This window comes from Arthrobacter globiformis, from assembly GCF_030817195.1.
In the GTDB taxonomy this organism is placed as follows: domain Bacteria; phylum Actinomycetota; class Actinomycetes; order Actinomycetales; family Micrococcaceae; genus Arthrobacter; species Arthrobacter globiformis_D.
In genome coordinates, this window is the sequence record NZ_JAUSYZ010000001.1 from 704303 (window position 1) to 720935 (window position 16633).

The 16633-nt window shown below is 66.2% G+C and carries 17 protein-coding genes, 1 tRNA gene and 1 pseudogene; 14 read left to right on the forward strand and 5 right to left on the reverse strand.

Annotated elements, in window-relative coordinates; translation table 11 throughout:
• Positions 1–28 precede the first annotated feature (28 nt).
• From pstC to pstB, 3 genes are all read left to right on the forward strand, one after another.
• Positions 29–961, forward strand: coding sequence for a phosphate ABC transporter permease subunit PstC (gene pstC, locus QF036_RS03230; protein WP_307099193.1), 933 nt, complete (start codon positions 29–31; stop codon positions 959–961).
• A complete protein-coding gene (pstA, locus tag QF036_RS03235) occupies positions 962–2071 on the forward strand; it encodes a phosphate ABC transporter permease PstA (protein ID WP_307099195.1) in 1110 nt (369 codons plus the stop codon).
• Between the two features lie 84 nt (positions 2072–2155).
• Entirely contained in the window at positions 2156–2935 is a 780-nt protein-coding gene (pstB, locus tag QF036_RS03240; protein WP_003799400.1) for a phosphate ABC transporter ATP-binding protein PstB, read from the forward strand.
• Positions 2936–3076: 141 nt separating this feature from the next.
• Here the strand turns inward: pstB and QF036_RS03245 are convergent, their stop codons facing one another.
• The 3 genes from QF036_RS03245 to QF036_RS03255 all read right to left on the reverse strand — a co-directional run bounded on the left by QF036_RS03245 (position 3077) and on the right by QF036_RS03255 (position 5629).
• Positions 3077–4093 carry an inorganic phosphate transporter gene (locus QF036_RS03245; protein ID WP_307099197.1) on the reverse strand — a complete coding sequence of 339 codons (1017 nt, stop codon included), beginning with the start codon at positions 4091–4093 and terminating at the stop codon, positions 3077–3079.
• A gap of 1 nt (position 4094) precedes the next feature.
• Positions 4095–4712 (reverse strand): DUF47 domain-containing protein, encoded by a 618-nt coding sequence (locus QF036_RS03250; protein WP_307099199.1) that lies wholly within the window; start codon positions 4710–4712, stop codon positions 4095–4097.
• A 257-nt stretch (positions 4713–4969) separates the two neighbouring features.
• Entirely contained in the window at positions 4970–5629 is a 660-nt protein-coding gene (locus tag QF036_RS03255; RefSeq protein WP_003799392.1) for a hypothetical protein, read from the reverse strand.
• Between the two features lie 235 nt (positions 5630–5864).
• Between QF036_RS03255 and QF036_RS03260 the strand changes: the two genes are divergently transcribed.
• Positions 5865–5937, forward strand: a tRNA-Lys gene (locus QF036_RS03260).
• A gap of 121 nt (positions 5938–6058) precedes the next feature.
• On the opposite strand, the pseudogene QF036_RS25215 reads toward QF036_RS03260, so the two are convergent.
• Positions 6059–7357 (reverse strand): annotated as a pseudogene (locus tag QF036_RS25215) (glutamyl-tRNA reductase); the annotation flags it as partial.
• A 380-nt stretch (positions 7358–7737) separates the two neighbouring features.
• On the opposite strand from QF036_RS25215, the gene QF036_RS03275 reads away from it, so the two are divergent.
• The 10 genes from QF036_RS03275 to QF036_RS03320 all read left to right on the forward strand — a co-directional run bounded on the left by QF036_RS03275 (position 7738) and on the right by QF036_RS03320 (position 15869).
• A complete protein-coding gene (locus QF036_RS03275) occupies positions 7738–8745 on the forward strand; it encodes a LacI family DNA-binding transcriptional regulator (RefSeq protein WP_307099205.1) in 1008 nt (335 codons plus the stop codon).
• Positions 8746–8841: 96 nt separating this feature from the next.
• Entirely contained in the window at positions 8842–9411 is a 570-nt protein-coding gene (locus tag QF036_RS03280) for a cysteine hydrolase family protein (RefSeq protein ID WP_307099207.1), read from the forward strand.
• 122 nt (positions 9412–9533) lie between these two features.
• Entirely contained in the window at positions 9534–9836 is a 303-nt protein-coding gene (locus QF036_RS03285; protein WP_307099209.1) for an urease subunit gamma, read from the forward strand.
• Positions 9837–9844: 8 nt separating this feature from the next.
• Complete coding sequence (locus tag QF036_RS03290) at positions 9845–10207, forward strand: urease subunit beta (protein ID WP_307099211.1); 363 nt, start codon at positions 9845–9847, stop codon at positions 10205–10207.
• Positions 10204–11946, forward strand: coding sequence for an urease subunit alpha (gene ureC / locus QF036_RS03295; RefSeq protein ID WP_307099212.1), 1743 nt, complete (start codon positions 10204–10206; stop codon positions 11944–11946). The genes QF036_RS03290 and ureC overlap by 4 nt, the downstream gene beginning before the upstream one ends.
• Positions 11947–11961: 15 nt before the next feature.
• Positions 11962–12438, forward strand: coding sequence for an urease accessory protein UreE (gene ureE / locus QF036_RS03300; RefSeq protein WP_307099214.1), 477 nt, complete (start codon positions 11962–11964; stop codon positions 12436–12438).
• Positions 12439–12490: 52 nt separating this feature from the next.
• Positions 12491–13159 carry an urease accessory protein UreF gene (locus QF036_RS03305; RefSeq protein WP_307105742.1) on the forward strand — a complete coding sequence of 223 codons (669 nt, stop codon included), beginning with the start codon at positions 12491–12493 and terminating at the stop codon, positions 13157–13159.
• Between the two features lie 12 nt (positions 13160–13171).
• Complete coding sequence (gene ureG / locus QF036_RS03310) at positions 13172–13789, forward strand: urease accessory protein UreG (protein WP_307099217.1); 618 nt, start codon at positions 13172–13174, stop codon at positions 13787–13789.
• 206 nt (positions 13790–13995) lie between these two features.
• Positions 13996–14826 (forward strand): urease accessory protein UreD, encoded by an 831-nt coding sequence (locus tag QF036_RS03315; RefSeq protein ID WP_307099219.1) that lies wholly within the window; start codon positions 13996–13998, stop codon positions 14824–14826.
• Complete coding sequence (locus tag QF036_RS03320) at positions 14826–15869, forward strand: HoxN/HupN/NixA family nickel/cobalt transporter (RefSeq protein WP_307099220.1); 1044 nt, start codon at positions 14826–14828, stop codon at positions 15867–15869. The genes QF036_RS03315 and QF036_RS03320 overlap by 1 nt, the downstream gene beginning before the upstream one ends.
• On the opposite strand, the gene QF036_RS03325 is transcribed toward QF036_RS03320, so the two are convergent.
• Positions 15866–16489: a TetR/AcrR family transcriptional regulator gene (locus QF036_RS03325; RefSeq protein WP_307099222.1), complete on the reverse strand. Its 624-nt coding sequence runs from the start codon at positions 16487–16489 to the stop codon at positions 15866–15868. The genes QF036_RS03320 and QF036_RS03325 overlap by 4 nt on opposite strands.
• Between the last annotated feature and the right edge of the window lie 144 nt (positions 16490–16633).

A 16633-nucleotide genomic window follows, 5' to 3' on the forward strand; every position in this document is an offset into this window, starting at 1 on the left:
ACGCATCAACAACACCGAAGGGCCGGGTATGACCACCACCTCCCTGACCAGTTCCCGAGGCGCCGGCCGCGCCGGGGACAAAGTCTTCTCCGGAGCGGCCCTGGCGGCAGGCTGCCTGATTCTTGCCGTGCTGTTCGGCGTGGCGCTCTTCCTCGTCATTCAGGCGATTCCCGCCTTCACGGCCCCGGCCGCGGACATCCAGGGCGGCGAGGGCTTCTTCGCCTACATCTGGCCGATCGTCGTCGGCACCCTCATTGCGGCCATCATCGCCCTGGCCATCGCCACGCCGGTGTCCATCGGCGTCGCCCTCTTCATCTCGCACTTCGCCCCGCGCGGCCTCGCGTCCGGCCTCGGCTACGTGATCGACCTGCTCGCCGCGATCCCCTCCGTCATCTACGGTGCCTGGGGCGCCGCCTTTCTGGCCCCGCAGATTTCGCCCGCCTACGGCTGGCTCGCCGCGAACTTGGGCTGGCTGCCCATCTTCCACGGTCCGGCCTCCGCCACAGGCAAGACCATCCTGACCGCCGGCATCGTGCTGTCCGTCATGGTGATCCCCATCATCACATCGCTGTCCCGCGAGATCTTCCTCCAGACCCCCAAGCTGCACGAGGAAGCAGCCCTCGCACTGGGCGCCACCCGCTGGGAAATGATCAAGATGTCGGTGCTGCCCTTCGCCCGCCCGGGCATCATCAGCGCCGTCATGCTGGGCCTCGGCCGCGCCCTGGGTGAAACCATGGCCGTGGCGCTGGTGCTGTCCTCGGGGGCACTCACCGCCAGCCTGATCCAGTCCGGCAACCAGACCATCGCCGCCGAGATCGCCCTGAATTTCCCCGAGGCCAGCGGCCTCAAGGTGAGCACGCTGATCGCCGCGGGCCTGGTCCTGTTCGTGATCACCCTCGCCGTCAACATGATCGCCCGGTGGATCATCAGCCGGCACAAAGAATTCTCGGGAGCCAACTAAATGACCTCCACCCTGACCCCGGTCCGCAAGCGGTCCGCCCTGACAAAGGGCCAGCTGCCCAAATACGCCCCCTACGTGGTCCTGGGCGTCGCGCTGGTCCTCGGGGCCGCCATCCTCGCGCTGATCGGCTTCAACGCCTTCGGGTGGGGAGTCGTATCCGCCGTTCTTTTCGCCGCCGGGCTCGTGGGGTGGAGCGGTGCCGTTGAGGGGGCCCGCAAGGCCAAGGACAAGCTCGCCACGTGCCTGGTGGTGGGCGCCTTCCTGGTCGCCCTGCTGCCGCTGATCTCCGTTATCTGGACCGTCATGGTCAACGGCATCCCGGGCCTGCTCAACCCCGGCTTCCTGGGCACCTCGATGAACGGCGTCACCGGTGTCTTCGACAACCGGGCGGCAGAAGGCACCGGGCCGGTCGTCGGCGGCATCTACCACGCGCTCGTGGGCACCGTGCAGATCACCCTGCTAGCCACTGTCATCTCCGTTCCGGTGGGCCTGCTGACGGCGATCTACCTCGTCGAGTACGGCAACGACCGACCGCTGGCCCGGGCCATCACGTTCTTCGTGGACGTCATGACCGGCATCCCGTCCATCGTCGCCGGCCTCTTCGCTGCTGCGTTCTTCTTCGCGGTGGTGGGGCCCGGCACCAAGACCGGTGCCGTTGCCGCCGTCGCCCTGTCCGTGCTGATGATCCCGGTGGTGGTGCGGTCCAGCGAGGAAATGCTGAAGATCGTGCCCAACGAGCTCCGCGAGGCCTCCTACGCGCTGGGCGTCCGCAAGTGGCGGACCATCCTCAAGGTGGTCATGCCGACGGCGATCTCCGGCATTGCGTCGGGCGTCACCCTGGCCATTGCCCGGGTTATCGGCGAGACCGCCCCCATCCTGGTGACCGCAGGGTTCGCGACGAGCATCAACAACAACGTGTTCGGCGGTTGGATGGCTTCGCTGCCCACGTTCATCTACACGCAGATCCTGAACCCCACCTCCCCGTCCAACCCCGACCCGTCCTCGCAGCGGGCGTGGGGTGCGGCCCTGGTGCTCATCATCCTGGTGATGCTGCTCAACCTCGGCGCCCGCCTGATTGCCCGGGTCTTCGCCCCGAAGACGGGCCGCTAGGCCGGACCGCCCCTACCGGATCGCCTTCCGGCCCGGGAAGCCCGGATCTAGACTTCAATTCATACCAGCAAGTTAAGGAACATCATGTCCAAGCGCATCGACGTCAAAGACCTGAACGTGTACTACGGGAATTTCCTGGCCGTGGAAGACGTCAGCATCAACATCGAGGCCAAGTCCGTCACGGCGTTCATCGGCCCCTCGGGCTGCGGCAAGTCCACCTTCCTGCGCACGCTGAACCGCATGCACGAGGTGCTCCCGGGCGCCCGCGTCGAGGGCGAGGTGCTGCTCGACGGCGACAACCTCTACGGGCCCGGCGTGGACCCGGTGACGGTGCGCTCCCAGATCGGCATGGTGTTCCAGCGGCCCAACCCGTTCCCCACCATGTCCATCCGGGACAACGTCCTGGCCGGCGTGAAACTGAACAACCAGAAGATCTCCAAGGGCGAGGCGGATGCCCTGGTGGAGCGCTCGCTCCGTGGCGCCAACCTTTGGAACGAGGTCAAGGACCGCCTGGAGAAGCCCGGCTCGGGACTGTCCGGCGGCCAGCAGCAGCGCCTCTGCATTGCCCGCGCCATTGCCGTGGAGCCGCAGGTGATCCTCATGGACGAACCGTGTTCCGCTCTGGACCCGATCTCCACCCTGGCCGTTGAGGACCTCATCAACGAGCTCAAGGACCAGTACACCGTGGTGATCGTGACCCACAACATGCAGCAGGCCGCCCGCGTCTCGGACAAGACGGCGTTCTTCAACATCGCCGGGACCGGCAAGCCGGGCAAGCTCATCGAGTTCGCCGAGACCAGCACCATCTTCAACAACCCGAGCCAGAAGGCCACCGAGGACTACGTCTCCGGCCGCTTCGGATAGTCCCCAGCCGCACCCCGGGCTCGCACGCTCGCCCGGGGACCCCTGCGGCTGTGGGCCCACCCACCGCCATCGATTGCTCCGTAACTGCCCTTGTGAACGCTCAAAAGGGCCGTTAGGGAGCAATCGTTGTTTGCGGGCTTTTCAGGCGGCGATGAGCGGGGAGAGCGCCAGTTCCAGGACGAAGGCTCCTGCGGCGGTGGCTGCCGGCGTGAGGACCCACAGTGACAGGATCCGGGTCACCAGCTTGCGGTGGCTGGTGGCGAACTGCTGGTTTTCCCCTGCGCCAAGCACGGCGGACGTGACCGTGTGGGTGGTGGAGACGGGCCAGTGCAGCCCGATGGCGCCAATAAACAGCAGGAGCGCACTGAACCCCTGGGCCACCACACCGCGCAGCGGATCAATCCGGGTGAGCCGGTAGCCGATGGTGTGCGAGATGCGCCAGCCGCCAAAGAGCGTGCCCACCGTGATCATGACCGCGGACAGCAGCGCCACCCACATCGGCAGCGAGCCGCCGTCCGAGTAACCGGCGGCCAGCAACGCCAGGATGAGTACCGCGCTGATCCGCTGGCCGTCCTGCAGCCCATGGCCAAAAGCCACGGCGCCGGCCGCGATCGACTGTGCAGCCCGGAACCGCTTGTTGACCACGCTCGGCTGGGTGTAGCGCGCGGCCCAGGTGACGGGAAATACCAGCAGATAGGCGGCGATGAAGGCAATGACCGGCGAGAGCGCAAGGGGGAGGACCACCTGGAACAGGAGTGACTGGTCCACGCCGCCCACGGAGTTGCGGCCCACCAGCACGCTGGCGGTTCCCGCGCCCGCCAGGCCGCCCACGAGGGCGTGAGTGGAGGAGGAGGGAATGCCCCGCCACCACAGGAACAGGCCCCAGGCGCACGCGCTGGCGAGGCCGGCGGCGATGATGGTCAGGCCGCTGTTCCCGGGAGGGAGGGCCACCCAGTTCTGACTGATGGCCACGGCCAGTCCGGCGCTGAGAAAGGCGCCGATGAGATTGAAAAGGGCGGCCAGCAGGACGGCAATGGTGGGGGTCAGGGCGCGTGTCCGCACGGCAAGGGCCACGGAGGTGGACACGTCCCTGAAGCCGTTGATGAAGGCAAAGGCCGCAGTGAGGAGCACCACCAGGGCAAAGATGAACAGCGTCACCTCAGGATTCCTTGACGATGATGCTGCCCACCTGGGTGGCGACGCGGCGCATGTCTTTGGTAACGTCCACCAGCTGGTTGGCGATGTCCCGGTTGCGGGCATACTGGGCGGATTTCATGTCCTTGAGCATGTCCGCGACCCAGACGCGGTGGGTCCGTTCGGCCCGCTTGGCCAGGCGCAGGACCTCGATCCAGTAGTCCTCAAGGTCGTCCAGGTTGTTCAGCCGGCGCATGGCGTCAGCCGTCAGCTCGGCCTGGCGGCTGATGATCTCCAGCTGGTCGGCCGCGCGCTTGGGCAGCCGGTCCAGGTTGTAGAGCGCTACGAGTTCGGCCGCGGCGTCCAGCTTCTCAATGGCTTCATTCAGGCACTGCGAAAGGGCGTACATGTCCTCGCGCGGGAGGGGATTCACAAAGCTGGTGCGCATGTGGGTCAGCAGGGCGAAGTGCAGCTCAGCCGACTTTGCCTCGTGGTTGTGCATGTCCTCCACCAGCCGGTGGTGTTCGGTGGCCGGCGCGCCGAGGATTTCCGCCATGGTGGCGCTGGCCAGAACGATCTGCCTGGCCAGCTGCGACAGTAGGTTCAGGCCTGCGGGCTCCTGGGGAAAAAGGCGCAGCTTCATGAGTACCGGTCTCCGGAGGATCGTCAGGGCGGGACGCCGCGGGAGGTTTTTGACTTGACGTCGGAGCCGCAGCTACCCAGTACTTTACCGGCAGCTGGATGAGGGCATAAAAATGGTGCCGAACCGGATACGCCTCTCGGCGGTAGGCCGCTCTAGGCGGCTAAATGTTGAAGCCCGGGGGTTTCGCGGTTCGGCACCTATTTCAGTCTTCTACTTTGGCTGGGCCAAGTCAACATTGACAGATCGGGCCTGATGGGTCAGTCGAGCTCACCCAGTCGCCAGGCGTTGGCGGCGTGTTCCAGGTCCTCCGCGGTCTTGACGAGCAGGTGCGAGTTGCGCGTCAGCTTGCGCGCGTGGCTCTCGTTTGAATGCTCCGCACCGTCCGCGAGCGTGGCCTGTCCCAGCGCCACCACGCGGCAGAACGCAGCGGACCGTTCCAGCGCAACGTCGAAGTCGCCGTCGAAGGCTCCAGACAGGATGGCGTCCGCCATGGTCTTCATTTCGTCGGCGCCGGGCGGTTCGGCCGCGCCGGCCACCACATTGGAGACCTGCGCTGTGTCCTTGCCCGCCTTGAAATAAACGGAGATGCGCTCGGGATCCTGCACGGTAGCGGCGCGGAGGGCATACAGCCGCCACAGCGCGCCGGGCAGCGAGCGTGCCGGGCTTTCAGCCCACATCTCCGCGATTGCCTCCAGGCCCTGCTCGTCGGCCAGCTTGACCAGCCGTTTGGTGATGACGGGATCATCGCTGTCCCGCCCGTGGCGCACCAAGGCCTGGGCGGCCAGGTGCGCAGCTTCCGAGACACGCGCCGGATCGGCGCCGCCTGCGAAAGGTTCGAAATCTATGGGCGCAAAAGGCTTCGGTTTGTGGTGCCGCTCCGCCCCGCCCGGGCCGCTGGTTCCTGCGTTCTGGCTCATGGTCCCACGCTACTCCTGCAAAGAACGGGAATCGAGCGTCCCTTGCGGCACCCGGCCCGTCCTGCACGAGCGGCCGGGAGCCCTGCTGTCTCCCGGGGAAGACACGTTCGACGACGGCGGCGGGGCGCCGTGCTGAAGTCGCCACCGTCTGGGGTACAGTATTAAACGTCCAGAAATGGACTGGAACTGTTTCGCGTTTGCAGGCTGCTGAAGCCCGCATTTCAGCAGGCAGTTTGGGCCTTTAGCTCAGTTGGTAGAGCATCGGACTTTTAATCCGTGGGTCGTGGGTTCGATCCCCACAGGGCCCACTCTTTTAGCGAAGAGTGGAAAGTCCCCGGCTTCCTGGCACCAGGAATCCGGGGACTTTTTATTTGCGCCGGCCTCCACTTTCGCGCCCGCCTCCACTTTCACGCCTGCCGCCACGTCCAGCCCGAACAGCGTTTCAAGGGCAGCGGTGTATTCGTCCTGCCTGCCGGCTGCCGCCAGCTCGCGCGCCCTCGAGGTGGGAACATGCAGGAGTTGCCGCACCACCCGCCGCAGGGCGAATTCCACCGCTTCCGCGGTGGCCGTGCAGCCGTGCTGGTTCTTCACCCGAGCCACTTCACCCGCCAGTACAGACTGCATGTGTTGGCGCAGCGCCACGATCGCCGGATCAAGGAGCCGCACCTGCCGGTCCTCCTCGAATCGCAGGGCGGCCTGCCGGACCAGTTCACCGGCCTGCCGGACGACGTCGGTTTGTTCACGCGGCGAGGCTAGCCGCACATGCTCCAGCGTGATGAGGTCAAGCCCGGGCAGTTCGCCCGCTTCCGGTTCAAAGTCCCGGCTGAGGGCAAGGTCGACGACGACGAGCGGAACGGCAGCGCCCTGCCGGAAGGCGCGAAAGTCTCCGGCACTGAGCCTGGCGCCGCGGCCGCTGCAGCCGATCACCACATCCGCTCCGCGGACGGCAGCGGGCAGATCCTCGGAGGTCAGGCCGGTGGCGCCCCGGGCTGACGCAAAGGCCTCGGCCCGTCCGGACCAGGAAAACACGGACACCGCCGGGCACGCCCTTGCCGCCAAAAGGGCAAGGGTGGATCCTGCGTAGGCGCCGGTGCCGAGCAGCACCACGGACAGGCCGGACAGGTCCCGGCGTCCCAGCTTTGAGAGGGCCAGGTCCAGCGCAACGGACACCATGGACCGGCCGGCCTCACCCAGGGCCGTCAGCGATCCGACTTCGCGGGCGGCGCGGGAGGCGGCCTGGAAGAGCCGGACCAGTGATCCGCTGGCCGATCCGGTCTCCTGGGCCGAGGCAAGCGAGCGGCGCAGCTGCCCGGCGATTTCCCGTTCGCCCACCACTGCAGAGTCAAGGCCGGCACCCACCGAGAAGAGATGCTCGGTCAGGGCGGTGCCGGTCAGGCAGTCAAGGGCCCGGCTGAGTTCGTCGGCGGAGACACCCGAGCATGTGCTGATGATATCCAGCACGTGCTTCCTGGTGATTTCCGGGTCGGCCGCCGGAGCGACGTCGCAATAGACCTCGAACCGGTTGCACGTGGCAAGCACAACTGCTCCCGCGACGCCGTCCAGATTCGCGATAACGTCCGAAGTGATGCGGACGGGTCCCGAACCGAGCCGGGCCAGGAACTCCAGTCCGGATCCCCGGCCGTCCGCGCCGCCAGCCGGTCCGGGACCCCCGTCTCCGCGCCGGGGACCGGATCCCTGGTACGGTGTGCGGGCATGATGGGAAACCACAAGAGCAAACTGCCGTTCTGACGGGGGTAATCCCTCGATGGATCCCCCTGCACCCTGCAACAAATCGGCCCCCTTCCGCCGCTACGTTCCCCACCCTGTCCTGCCGCGATCCTTGGTGGCCGCCCCGGTGGTGGCACCCGCTTAACGCAAAGGAGGACACCGCTTCCGGACCGGTCCCGCCGGTGGCCGCCGCTTATGAGGACACCGCCGATTGTCGCTGGGGCCAGGCGCCGTTGCCTGGCCCCAGAGCCAAGAGACCTTGCAGACAGGGTGGGGGACCCACCTTGGGAAATTCTTGATGGGCGGGGCGGCCTGCATTCTGCAACGATGTATCCGAGAGAGATGTCCGAGGGGGATGTCTGCCGCGAAAGGGACCCAGCATGGCCGTGACAATGAACGATGTTGCCCGTGCGGCCGGAGTTTCCCTCAAAACCGTGTCGAATGTGCTCAACAACTATGAGTTCATCAGACCGGCCACCCGGCAGAAGGTGCTGGACGCCATCGCCGAGCTTGGCTATGAGGCGAACCTGACGGCGAGGAGCCTGCGTTCCGGAAAGTCCCGCATGCTGGGCCTGGTGGTGTCCGACCTCTCCGTGCCGTATTACGCGGAGCTCGCTTCCAAGCTCATGACTGTGGCAGCCGCGCGGGACTACCGCGTCCTGGTCGAGCAGTCTGCGGCGACCAGGGCCAACGAGCTCACCGCCCTGCAGGGATCCCTGAGCCAGCTGACGGATGGCCTCCTGTTCACTCCGCTGGTGCTTGACGCGGACGCCGTGGCCGCCGCCCGGCGCGGCACCAAACCCCTCGTGATGCTCGGCGAGCACATCGACGACCCGCGGTTCGACCTCGTCACCATGAAGAATGTCGGTGCGGCCAGGGCCATGACGGCCCACCTGCTGGCGGGAGGCCGGCGTCGAATTGCGGTGATCGGCGCCTCTCCCGGGGACCGTGCCGGTTCGCCTGGACTTCGGCTGGCCGGATACCGGGAGGCGCTGGACGAGGCGGGTGTGGCCTTCGATCCGGCCCTGATCGTGCCGTCGGAGTGGCGCCGTGACGGCGGTTCGACGGCGGTGGCCAGGCTCCTTGACGGCGGCCAGCCGTTCGACGCCGTCTTTGGACTGAACGACGTCCTGGCTTTGGGCGCGATGCACGAACTGCTGCTCCGCGGAGTCAGGGTGCCCGAGGACGCTGCCGTGGCCGGGTTCGACGACATCGATGAGGCCCGGTTCTCGTCCCCGTCGCTGACCACTGTTGCCCCCGGCATGAACGAGATCGCCGAGCGGTCCGTGCAGCTGCTGATCGACCGGATCGAGGGATCCGGGAAAGCCGCCGAAGGCACGCATGTGGAAGCACAATTTGAACTGCGGATCCGTGCCTCCGCACCGTAAATTTGCAGCCCAGGTTTCGCGCCCGGGGTTTCGCAGGGTCCCCGAACGGGTACGTCATCGGCACCGGCACCGGCACAGTGAACGAAAGGTGCACCCATGATTGCCCTGCTCATCATCGACATGCAAAACGCCTACTTCGAGGCGCCGGAACTGGCAGCCCAGCAGGAGCGGCTGGTCAGCGCCTGCAACACGCTCCTTGAGGGCTTCACGTCCAGTGGGTACAAGACGCTGCTGGTTGGCACCGAGCACGAGCGGGATAAATCCACATGGACGCTGAACATGCTCGACGACGACCAGGGCTTCATTTTCCGGGGCAGCAAACAGGCGGAGGCTGTGCCCGGCCTCGTCACCGACGGGCTGCCACAGCTGAGCAAGACGCGGGACAGCGCCTTCGTGGGCACCAACCTGCTGTCCCGGCTGCGGAACTGGGGCGCCGATGAAGTGGTGCTGGCGGGCGTCTCCACGCACAACTGCATTGCCCAGACCGGAGCGGATGCCTTCGCCCACAACATCCGGGTGACGTATGCGAAGGACGCCATGGCGTCGGAGGACAGCCAGGACGCAGCGGACATGCTGCGCATCCTGTCCACCACATACCGCCAGCCTGTCCAGTCGAACGATGAGATCCTCGCCCGGCTCAGCGGAGACCAGAGCAGAGACCGTTGACAGCGGAGGCAGTTGAGAGGCGCGGCTGCCGGAGCCCGACCTGACGCTCCGGAAACGTGGTGGAAACGAACGGGGCTTAGTCTGGGTCCCACGCCGACCCGCAGGCCGTTGAAGGGATCCTCATGCATCTGCTGCCCCGTGAGCAGGAAAAACTCATGATCGTGGTCGCCGCCGACCTCGCCCGCAGGCGCCAGTCGCGGGGCCTCAAACTGAACTATCCGGAAGCCGTGGCCATCATCAGCTACGAACTGATCGAGGGTGCACGGGACGGCCGCACCGTGGCCGAACTCATGAGCTACGGCACCACGCTGCTCAGCCGCGACGACGTCATGGAGGGCGTGCCGGAGATGATCCACGATGTCCAGATCGAGGCCACCTTCCCTGACGGCACCAAGCTCGTCACCGTCCACAACCCCATCCGATAAGGGGCATCATGATTCCCGGAGAGTACGTCCTGCGTCCTGAACCGCTGGTCATCAATACGGGCAGGGAGGCGATCGACGTCGTCGTCCTCAACACCGGTGACCGGCCCGTGCAGGTGGGCTCGCACTACCACTTCGCAGAGGCGAACCCGGCGCTGGAATTCGACCGCGGCGCCGCCTACGGGCGGCGCTTGGACATCCCCGCCGGCACCGCCGCGCGGTTCGAACCGGGCGACGGGAAGACCGTCCGGCTGATTCGGCTGGCCGGCAGCCGCGAGGTTTATGGCCTGAGCAACGCGGTGAACGGCAGCCTCGGCGCTGACCGGGACGCCACTGGCCAGGACGCCACTGACCGGGACGGCGGACACCGATGAGTTTCGAATTGTCCCGCAGGCAGTATGCGGACCTCTACGGCCCGACGACGGGCGACGCCATCCGCTTGGCGGACACCGAGCTGTTCCTCGAGATTGAAAAGGACCTCACGAACTACGGCGAGGAAGTGGTGTTCGGCGGCGGCAAGGTCATCCGGGACGGCATGGGCCAGAACGGCCAGGCCACCCGGGACGGCGGTCCTGATGGCGGTGTGCCGGACACCGTCATCACCAATGTGGTGGTGCTGGACTACACCGGGATCTACAAGGCCGACGTCGCACTGAAGGACGGCCACATCTTCAGGATCGGCAAGGCCGGCAACCCTCAGATTGCCGATGGCGTGGACATCGTCATCGGCGCGAGTACAGAGATCATCGCCGGGGAGCGGAAGATCCTCACCGCCGGGGGCGTGGACACGCACATCCACTTCATCTCCCCGGACCAGGTGCCCACCGCCCTCACCAGCGGCGTGACCACCATGGTGGGCGGCGGCACCGGGCCGGCCGAAGGCACCAAAGCCACCACCGTCACTCCCGGCAAGTGGCACATCCAGCGGATGCTGCAGGCCACCGAGGGCATGCCCATCAACATCGGGCTGTTCGGCAAGGGCCACGCCTCCGCCGTCGAACCCCTCGCCGAACAGATCCGGGCCGGTGCCATCGGGCTCAAGGTCCACGAGGACTGGGGGTCCACCACGTCCTCGATCGACACCTCGCTGAAGGTGGCGGACGAGTACGACGTCCAGGTGGCCATCCACACGGACACGCTGAACGAATGCGGCTTCGTGGAGGACACCATCCGCGCCATCGGCGGGCGCGTCATCCACACGTTCCACACCGAAGGCGCCGGGGGCGGGCACGCACCGGACATCATCAAGATCGCCGGCCTGCCCAACGTGCTTCCCGCCTCCACAAATCCCACGCTGCCCTACACCCGCAACACCATCGAAGAGCACCTGGACATGCTCATGGTGTGCCACCACCTCAACCCGGACATCCCCGAGGACGTGGCCTTCGCAGACTCCCGCATCCGGGCCGAAACCATCGCGGCCGAGGACGTCCTGCAGGACCTCGGCATCTTCGCCATCACGTCATCGGACTCGCAGGCCATGGGTCGCGTGGGCGAGGTGATCACCCGCACCTGGCAGGTCGCGGACAAAATGAAAAAACAGCGAGGCGTCCTGAAGGACCCCGCCGGCGAAGCGCACGGCTCCGCAGACAGCGACAACTTCCGGATCAAGCGGTACGTGGCCAAGTACACCATCAACGCCGCCATCGCGCAGGGCATGGCCGACTCCATCGGCTCCGTCGAGGAGGGCAAGTTCGCGGACCTGGTGCTCTGGGATCCCGCGTTCTTCGGCGTGAAGCCGGAACTGGTCCTCAAGGGAGGCCAGATTGCCTACGCGCTGATGGGTGACGCCAACGCCTCCATCCCCACCCCGCAGCCGCGCACCATGCGCCCGATGTTCGCCGCGTTCGGCAAAGCGGTGCAGCAGTGTTCTATCACGTTCCTGTCGCAGGCGGCCATCGACGCCGGGGTGCCGGAAGAACTGGGGCTCCAGAAGAACATCCGACCCGTGTCGGGGATCCGCACGCTGTCCAAGGCCGACCTTAAGTTCAACGACGCCACGCCGGACATCCAGGTGGACCCTGAAACGTACCAGGTCAGCGTGGACGGCGAGGACGTCACCTGTGAACCGTCGGACGTCCTGCCCATGGCGCAGCGCTACTTCCTCTTCTAACTCCCGGAGCCTGACGTGATCATCGAAAAAATCCTCGGCAACCTGCACGAGCAACCCGCCGAGTCTTACGCCGGCCTGCACCAGGAGAAAGCCGTCCTGCCCAGTGCCCAGCTGGTCAAGCGCATCCAGCGCGTCACCACCGACCACGGCAACGAGATTGGCATCAGGCTTCCGGCGGGATCGGCCGACCTCCGGGACGGCGACGTGCTGTACGTGGCCGAAACCAACATGATCGTGGTCTCCGTGTTGCCCACGGACGTCCTGGTGGTCGCGCCTCGGACCATCCACGAAATGGGCGTCGTGGCGCATTCGCTCGGGAACCGGCACCTGCAGGCGCAGTTCTTCGACGCCGGCTCCGAGTACGGTGCTGAAGTCATGGTGTGCCAGTACGACCACACCGTCGAGGACTACCTCAAACATGTCGGAGTGCCCTACGACCGTCAGGAACGCGTCATGCCAGTGCCTTTCCGCCATGCTGAACACAGCCACTGACGACTCCGCTGGTCGAGCTTGTCGAGACCAAGGGGTTTCGACAAGCTCAACCATCGGGGGTTACCAGCTCGCGCTTCGGCAGCTTACTGATTCCTCGCTTCCTACCGGGGCGTTTGCTCACTCGCTTGGATTTGAGACCTATATCGAGCGGGGGGTCGTTCATGATGAGGAGTCCTTTGGGCGGTGGCTGGGGGTGTTCCTTTCGCAGCAGCTGACGTATTCAGACGCCCTGGCCATGCGGTTCCTGTATGAGGGGTGGGATGTCCTCGAGCTGGATGGCCTGCTGACCGCGCAGCTTTTGCCGCGGCAGGTGCGGGAGGCCAGCATCAAGATGGGAAACCGGATGCTCGAAATCGGCACCGAAGTGTTTCCCTCGGCCGAACTGTCGGAGTACCGGGCGTTGGTGAGTGGCGGCCGGGCCGCCGGCCATCAGCCGCTGGCGTTCGCCGTCGTCGCCCGTTCCCTCGGGGTTCCGCCGGCGGAGGCGATCGCTGCGTACCTTTTCGCCACCGTCACGTCCCTGACGCAGAACGCCGTCCGGGCCATCCCGCTCGGGCAGGCCGCCGGCCAGCGGGTGCTGCGGAACGCTCACGACGCCGTTGCTGCCGCCGTCGAGCGGGCCGCCCGCCTCACCCCGGACGACTTCGGGGCGGTCAGCCCCGGACTGGAGATTTCGCAGATGAGGCATGAGCGCCAGCGTGCCCGCATGTTCATGAGTTAGCAGGAGGACAACATGACTGAACCCATCAAGATCGGCATCGGCGGCCCCGTCGGCGCCGGAAAGACCCAGCTGGTGGAACGGCTCACGCGCCACATGAGCGCGGAGATTTCCATGGCCGCCATCACCAACGACATCTACACGATCGAGGACGCCAAGATCCTCGCCACCAACGGCATCCTGCCCGAGGATCGCATCATCGGCGTCGAAACCGGTGGCTGCCCGCACACCGCCATCCGCGAAGACACGTCGATGAACACGGCGGCCATCGAGGAGCTCAAACAGCGGCACCCGGACCTGCAGGTGATCTTCGTGGAGTCCGGCGGCGACAATCTCTCCGCCACTTTCAGCCCCGAGCTGGTGGACTTCTCGGTCTACATCATCGACGTCGCGCAGGGCGAGAAAATCCCGCGGAAGGCCGGCCAGGGAATGATCAAGTCCGACCTCTTCATCATCAACAAAACAGACCTCGCCCCGCACGTCGGCGCCGACCTCGCCGTCATGGAACGCGACTCCAAGGAGTTCCGCGGCGCCAAGCCGTTCTGCTTCACCAACCTCAAGACGGACGAAGGCCTCGAGTACGTCATCGAATGGATCCGGCGCGACGTCCTGATGCTCGACCTGGCCCAATGAGCACGAGGGCGGCAACTCAGGTGGTCACCTCATCGGCGGCCGGGCTGGGTCCGGCGGCTTCGCCGGATTTGGGGCCGTGCCCGTCCCCAGCCGCTCCCGACTCTCGCAAGCTCGAGTCGGGGCCCTCGCGGCAGTGGGCCCCCCACGAGTGCCACCACGCCGCGGCCCCAAAATCCGGCCTCGCCGCCTCAGCGCTCAAGTCGCCAATGGGGGAGCTTGAGCTGCAGATCGCCGTGCGTGTTCAGCGATCTGTGGCCGTGCAGCAGTTTCATCGGGGCGCGTTGCGGGTGCTCCGGCCGCATTATCTGGATGACAGCGGGCAGGTTTGCTACGTCGTCGTGAATCCTGGCGGGGCCTACTTGGGTGCAGATCTCTACGTTCTGGACGTGGAGGTGCGTGACGGGGCTGACGTGCTGCTCACCACGCAGTCGGCGACGAAGATCTACCGGACCCCCGGATCGTTTGCCGAGCAGCGCATGAGCGTCCGGCTGGGGGAGGGCTCGCGGCTGGAGCTGGCGCCGGACCAGGTCATCGCCTACCGGGAGGCCAGTTACCGGCAGAACACCCGCATCACGGTACGGCCGACGTCGAGCCTGGTGATGGCGGAGGTGATCACGCCGGGGTGGTCCCCGGACGGGGCCTCCTTCCGGTACGAGGAACTGCGGCTCCGCAACGAGATCCGCGTGGAGACGGACGCGGGCACCCGGCTGCTCGCCCTGGACAACCTGCTGGTCCGGCCACCGCTCGACGACGTCACCGGCACCGGCTTCATGGAGGGCTACAGCCACCTGGGTTCGCTCGTGGTGGTGGACGCCCGCGTGGACCAGGCGCTCGCCGATGAACTGCACCGGCTGGCAGAAAGGTTCGACGCCTACACAGGGGTCTCGCTCAGTGCCACAATGGACGGCATCACGGCCCTGGTGCTCCGGTCACTGTCCAACAGCACCGAAAAACTCAATACGCTACTGGGTGGCTGCAGCGGCCTTCTCCGTCAACGCTGGTATGGCCAGGCGCCCCTGAACCTCAGGAAGTACTGATGACTACCTTGACCCAGTTCGCAGCCATGTACCGCGAGCGTGAGCAGTTGCCGCTCCGGACGCGCCTGCTGGCCACCTTTGGTGCGGTGGGCATCCTGCATCTGGCCGCCGTCGTGCTTTTGGTTGCCGGCACGGCAACGTCGGGGCAGCCGCTGGCGTTCGGACTGGTGCTCACCGCGTACCTGGCCGGCATCAAGCACAGCTACGACTGGGACCACATCGCCGCGATCGACAACTCCACGCGGAAGTTCGTGGCCCAGCGCCAGGATCCCACGAGTGTGGGATTCGCTTTCAGCCTGGGGCACAGTTCGGTGGTGATCCTGGCCGGGGCACTTGTGGTTTCGGGGGTATCGCTGGTGGGCAGGTTCATGACCCAGGGCAGCACCGGGAACCTGGTCCTCGGGTTGATTGGCAGCAGCGTCTCCGGCCTGTTCCTGCTGGCCATGGGGATCTTCAACGGGTCGGCGTTTCTCGGTGCCGCCAGGTCCTACCGCAGGGTCCGCGGCGGCGGCACGGTGCTCCCCGAGGAACTGGAAGCCAAGGGCTTTGTGGCCCGCCTCATGGCCCGGCCACTGTCCAAGGTGCGGCGCCCCAGGAACGTGTACGTGATCGGATTCCTGTTCGGGCTCGGTTTTGATACGGCCACCACCATCGGACTTCTGGTGATGACGACGGCGGCATCCCTGGCGGGTGTTTCGCCCGTCGCGCTGCTGGCACTGCCGCTCGCTTTCACCGCCGCCATGACCCTGTGCGACACGGCGAACGGCGTGGCGATGATGCGGATGTACAGGTCCGCCATCCATGATCCAATGCGCAAACTTGGGTTCAACGCCGTCATCACCGGGCTCTCGGCATTGTCCGCGCTTTTCGTAGCCGGAATAACCCTCGCCGGTTTCTGCAACGCGGCGTTCGCTCTGAAGGACCCGCTCACGGCCTGGCTGGGCGGGATAGATCTGGGCGACGCCGGGCTGCTGCTCGTGGCTGCATTCCTGGCGCTGTGGGGAGTGGCCACCCTGAGGGCGCGCCGGAGGGCTGTTTCCTAGGCGCGCGTTTCCTGGCCGCCCAGCTTTGCCCGAAGCCCGCCGATGACCACGTCCAGGCCGAAATCGAAGGCGTGCCCGCCCCGCTCCGCTGACGGTCCGGCATTGCCGAGCGCCCGCTTAAGCGTTGGGTAGCCCTCCGCCGGCGGGTCCCACACCACTTCCGGCGCCGCCAGGTCCAGGGCCGCGCCCAGGGCAAAGCTGTCGATGGTGGAAATGGCCGCCACGACGTCACGTCCGCGGAACCCCGCGCTCTCCAGGGCCAAGGCCAGGTCCTCGTAGAGGCCGATGACCGCCGGATCGGTGATGGACTGCAGCACCAGAAGCGGAGCCAGCCGCGGATGGCGGGCAAAGGCGTCGCGGTACGCGCGGATCAGGACCCGCAGCGCGCCCTCCCACTCGCTGTGGTCCACGGGAGGGTACGGCTCCTCGGTGATGATCCGGTGCCGCAGCAGTTCCAGGATCTCGTCCCGGCCGCTGACGTGGTTGTAGATGGAGGACTGGCTGACGCCGATTTTTTTCGCCAGCTTCGGGAAGCTGAAGTCGCCGCTCTCATCGACCAGCTCCAGCGCGGCCGTCGTCAGGGCCTCCACGGATATCAGCGGGAGGAGCGGGCGCCCCATGGAATCTCCTGTCTGCAGCTCTGGAACATCGGAACCCAGCCTAGTCTCCGGCAGCGGTTGCTGCCGCTTTTGAAAAAGCTATTGTGCTCGGCGCCACACGCCCTCATACTAAAACGAAAGCCTTTCGTTTAGTCGGGCTTCCCA

Bases quoted from the DNA above. Each gene is read 5' to 3' on its own strand.
- ureC (WP_307099212.1), top strand. From the start codon at position 10,204: ATGAGTTTCGAATTGTCCCGCAGGCAGTATGCGGACCTCTACGGCCCG.
- pstA (WP_307099195.1), top strand. From the start codon at position 962: ATGACCTCCACCCTGACCCCGGTCCGCAAGCGGTCCGCCCTGACAAAG.
- QF036_RS03290 (WP_307099211.1), top strand. From the start codon at position 9,845: ATGATTCCCGGAGAGTACGTCCTGCGTCCTGAACCGCTGGTCATCAAT.
- QF036_RS03320 (WP_307099220.1), top strand. From the start codon at position 14,826: ATGACTACCTTGACCCAGTTCGCAGCCATGTACCGCGAGCGTGAGCAG.
- pstC (WP_307099193.1), top strand. From the start codon at position 29: ATGACCACCACCTCCCTGACCAGTTCCCGAGGCGCCGGCCGCGCCGGG.
- ureG (WP_307099217.1), top strand. From the start codon at position 13,172: ATGACTGAACCCATCAAGATCGGCATCGGCGGCCCCGTCGGCGCCGGA.
- QF036_RS03280 (WP_307099207.1), top strand. From the start codon at position 8,842: ATGATTGCCCTGCTCATCATCGACATGCAAAACGCCTACTTCGAGGCG.
- QF036_RS03285 (WP_307099209.1), top strand. From the start codon at position 9,534: ATGCATCTGCTGCCCCGTGAGCAGGAAAAACTCATGATCGTGGTCGCC.
- QF036_RS03255 (WP_003799392.1), bottom strand. From the start codon at position 5,629: ATGAGCCAGAACGCAGGAACCAGCGGCCCGGGCGGGGCGGAGCGGCAC.
- QF036_RS03250 (WP_307099199.1), bottom strand. From the start codon at position 4,712: ATGAAGCTGCGCCTTTTTCCCCAGGAGCCCGCAGGCCTGAACCTACTG.
- pstB (WP_003799400.1), top strand. From the start codon at position 2,156: ATGTCCAAGCGCATCGACGTCAAAGACCTGAACGTGTACTACGGGAAT.
- QF036_RS03315 (WP_307099219.1), top strand. From the start codon at position 13,996: ATGGGGGAGCTTGAGCTGCAGATCGCCGTGCGTGTTCAGCGATCTGTG.
- QF036_RS03275 (WP_307099205.1), top strand. From the start codon at position 7,738: ATGGCCGTGACAATGAACGATGTTGCCCGTGCGGCCGGAGTTTCCCTC.
- QF036_RS03325 (WP_307099222.1), bottom strand. From the start codon at position 16,489: ATGGGGCGCCCGCTCCTCCCGCTGATATCCGTGGAGGCCCTGACGACG.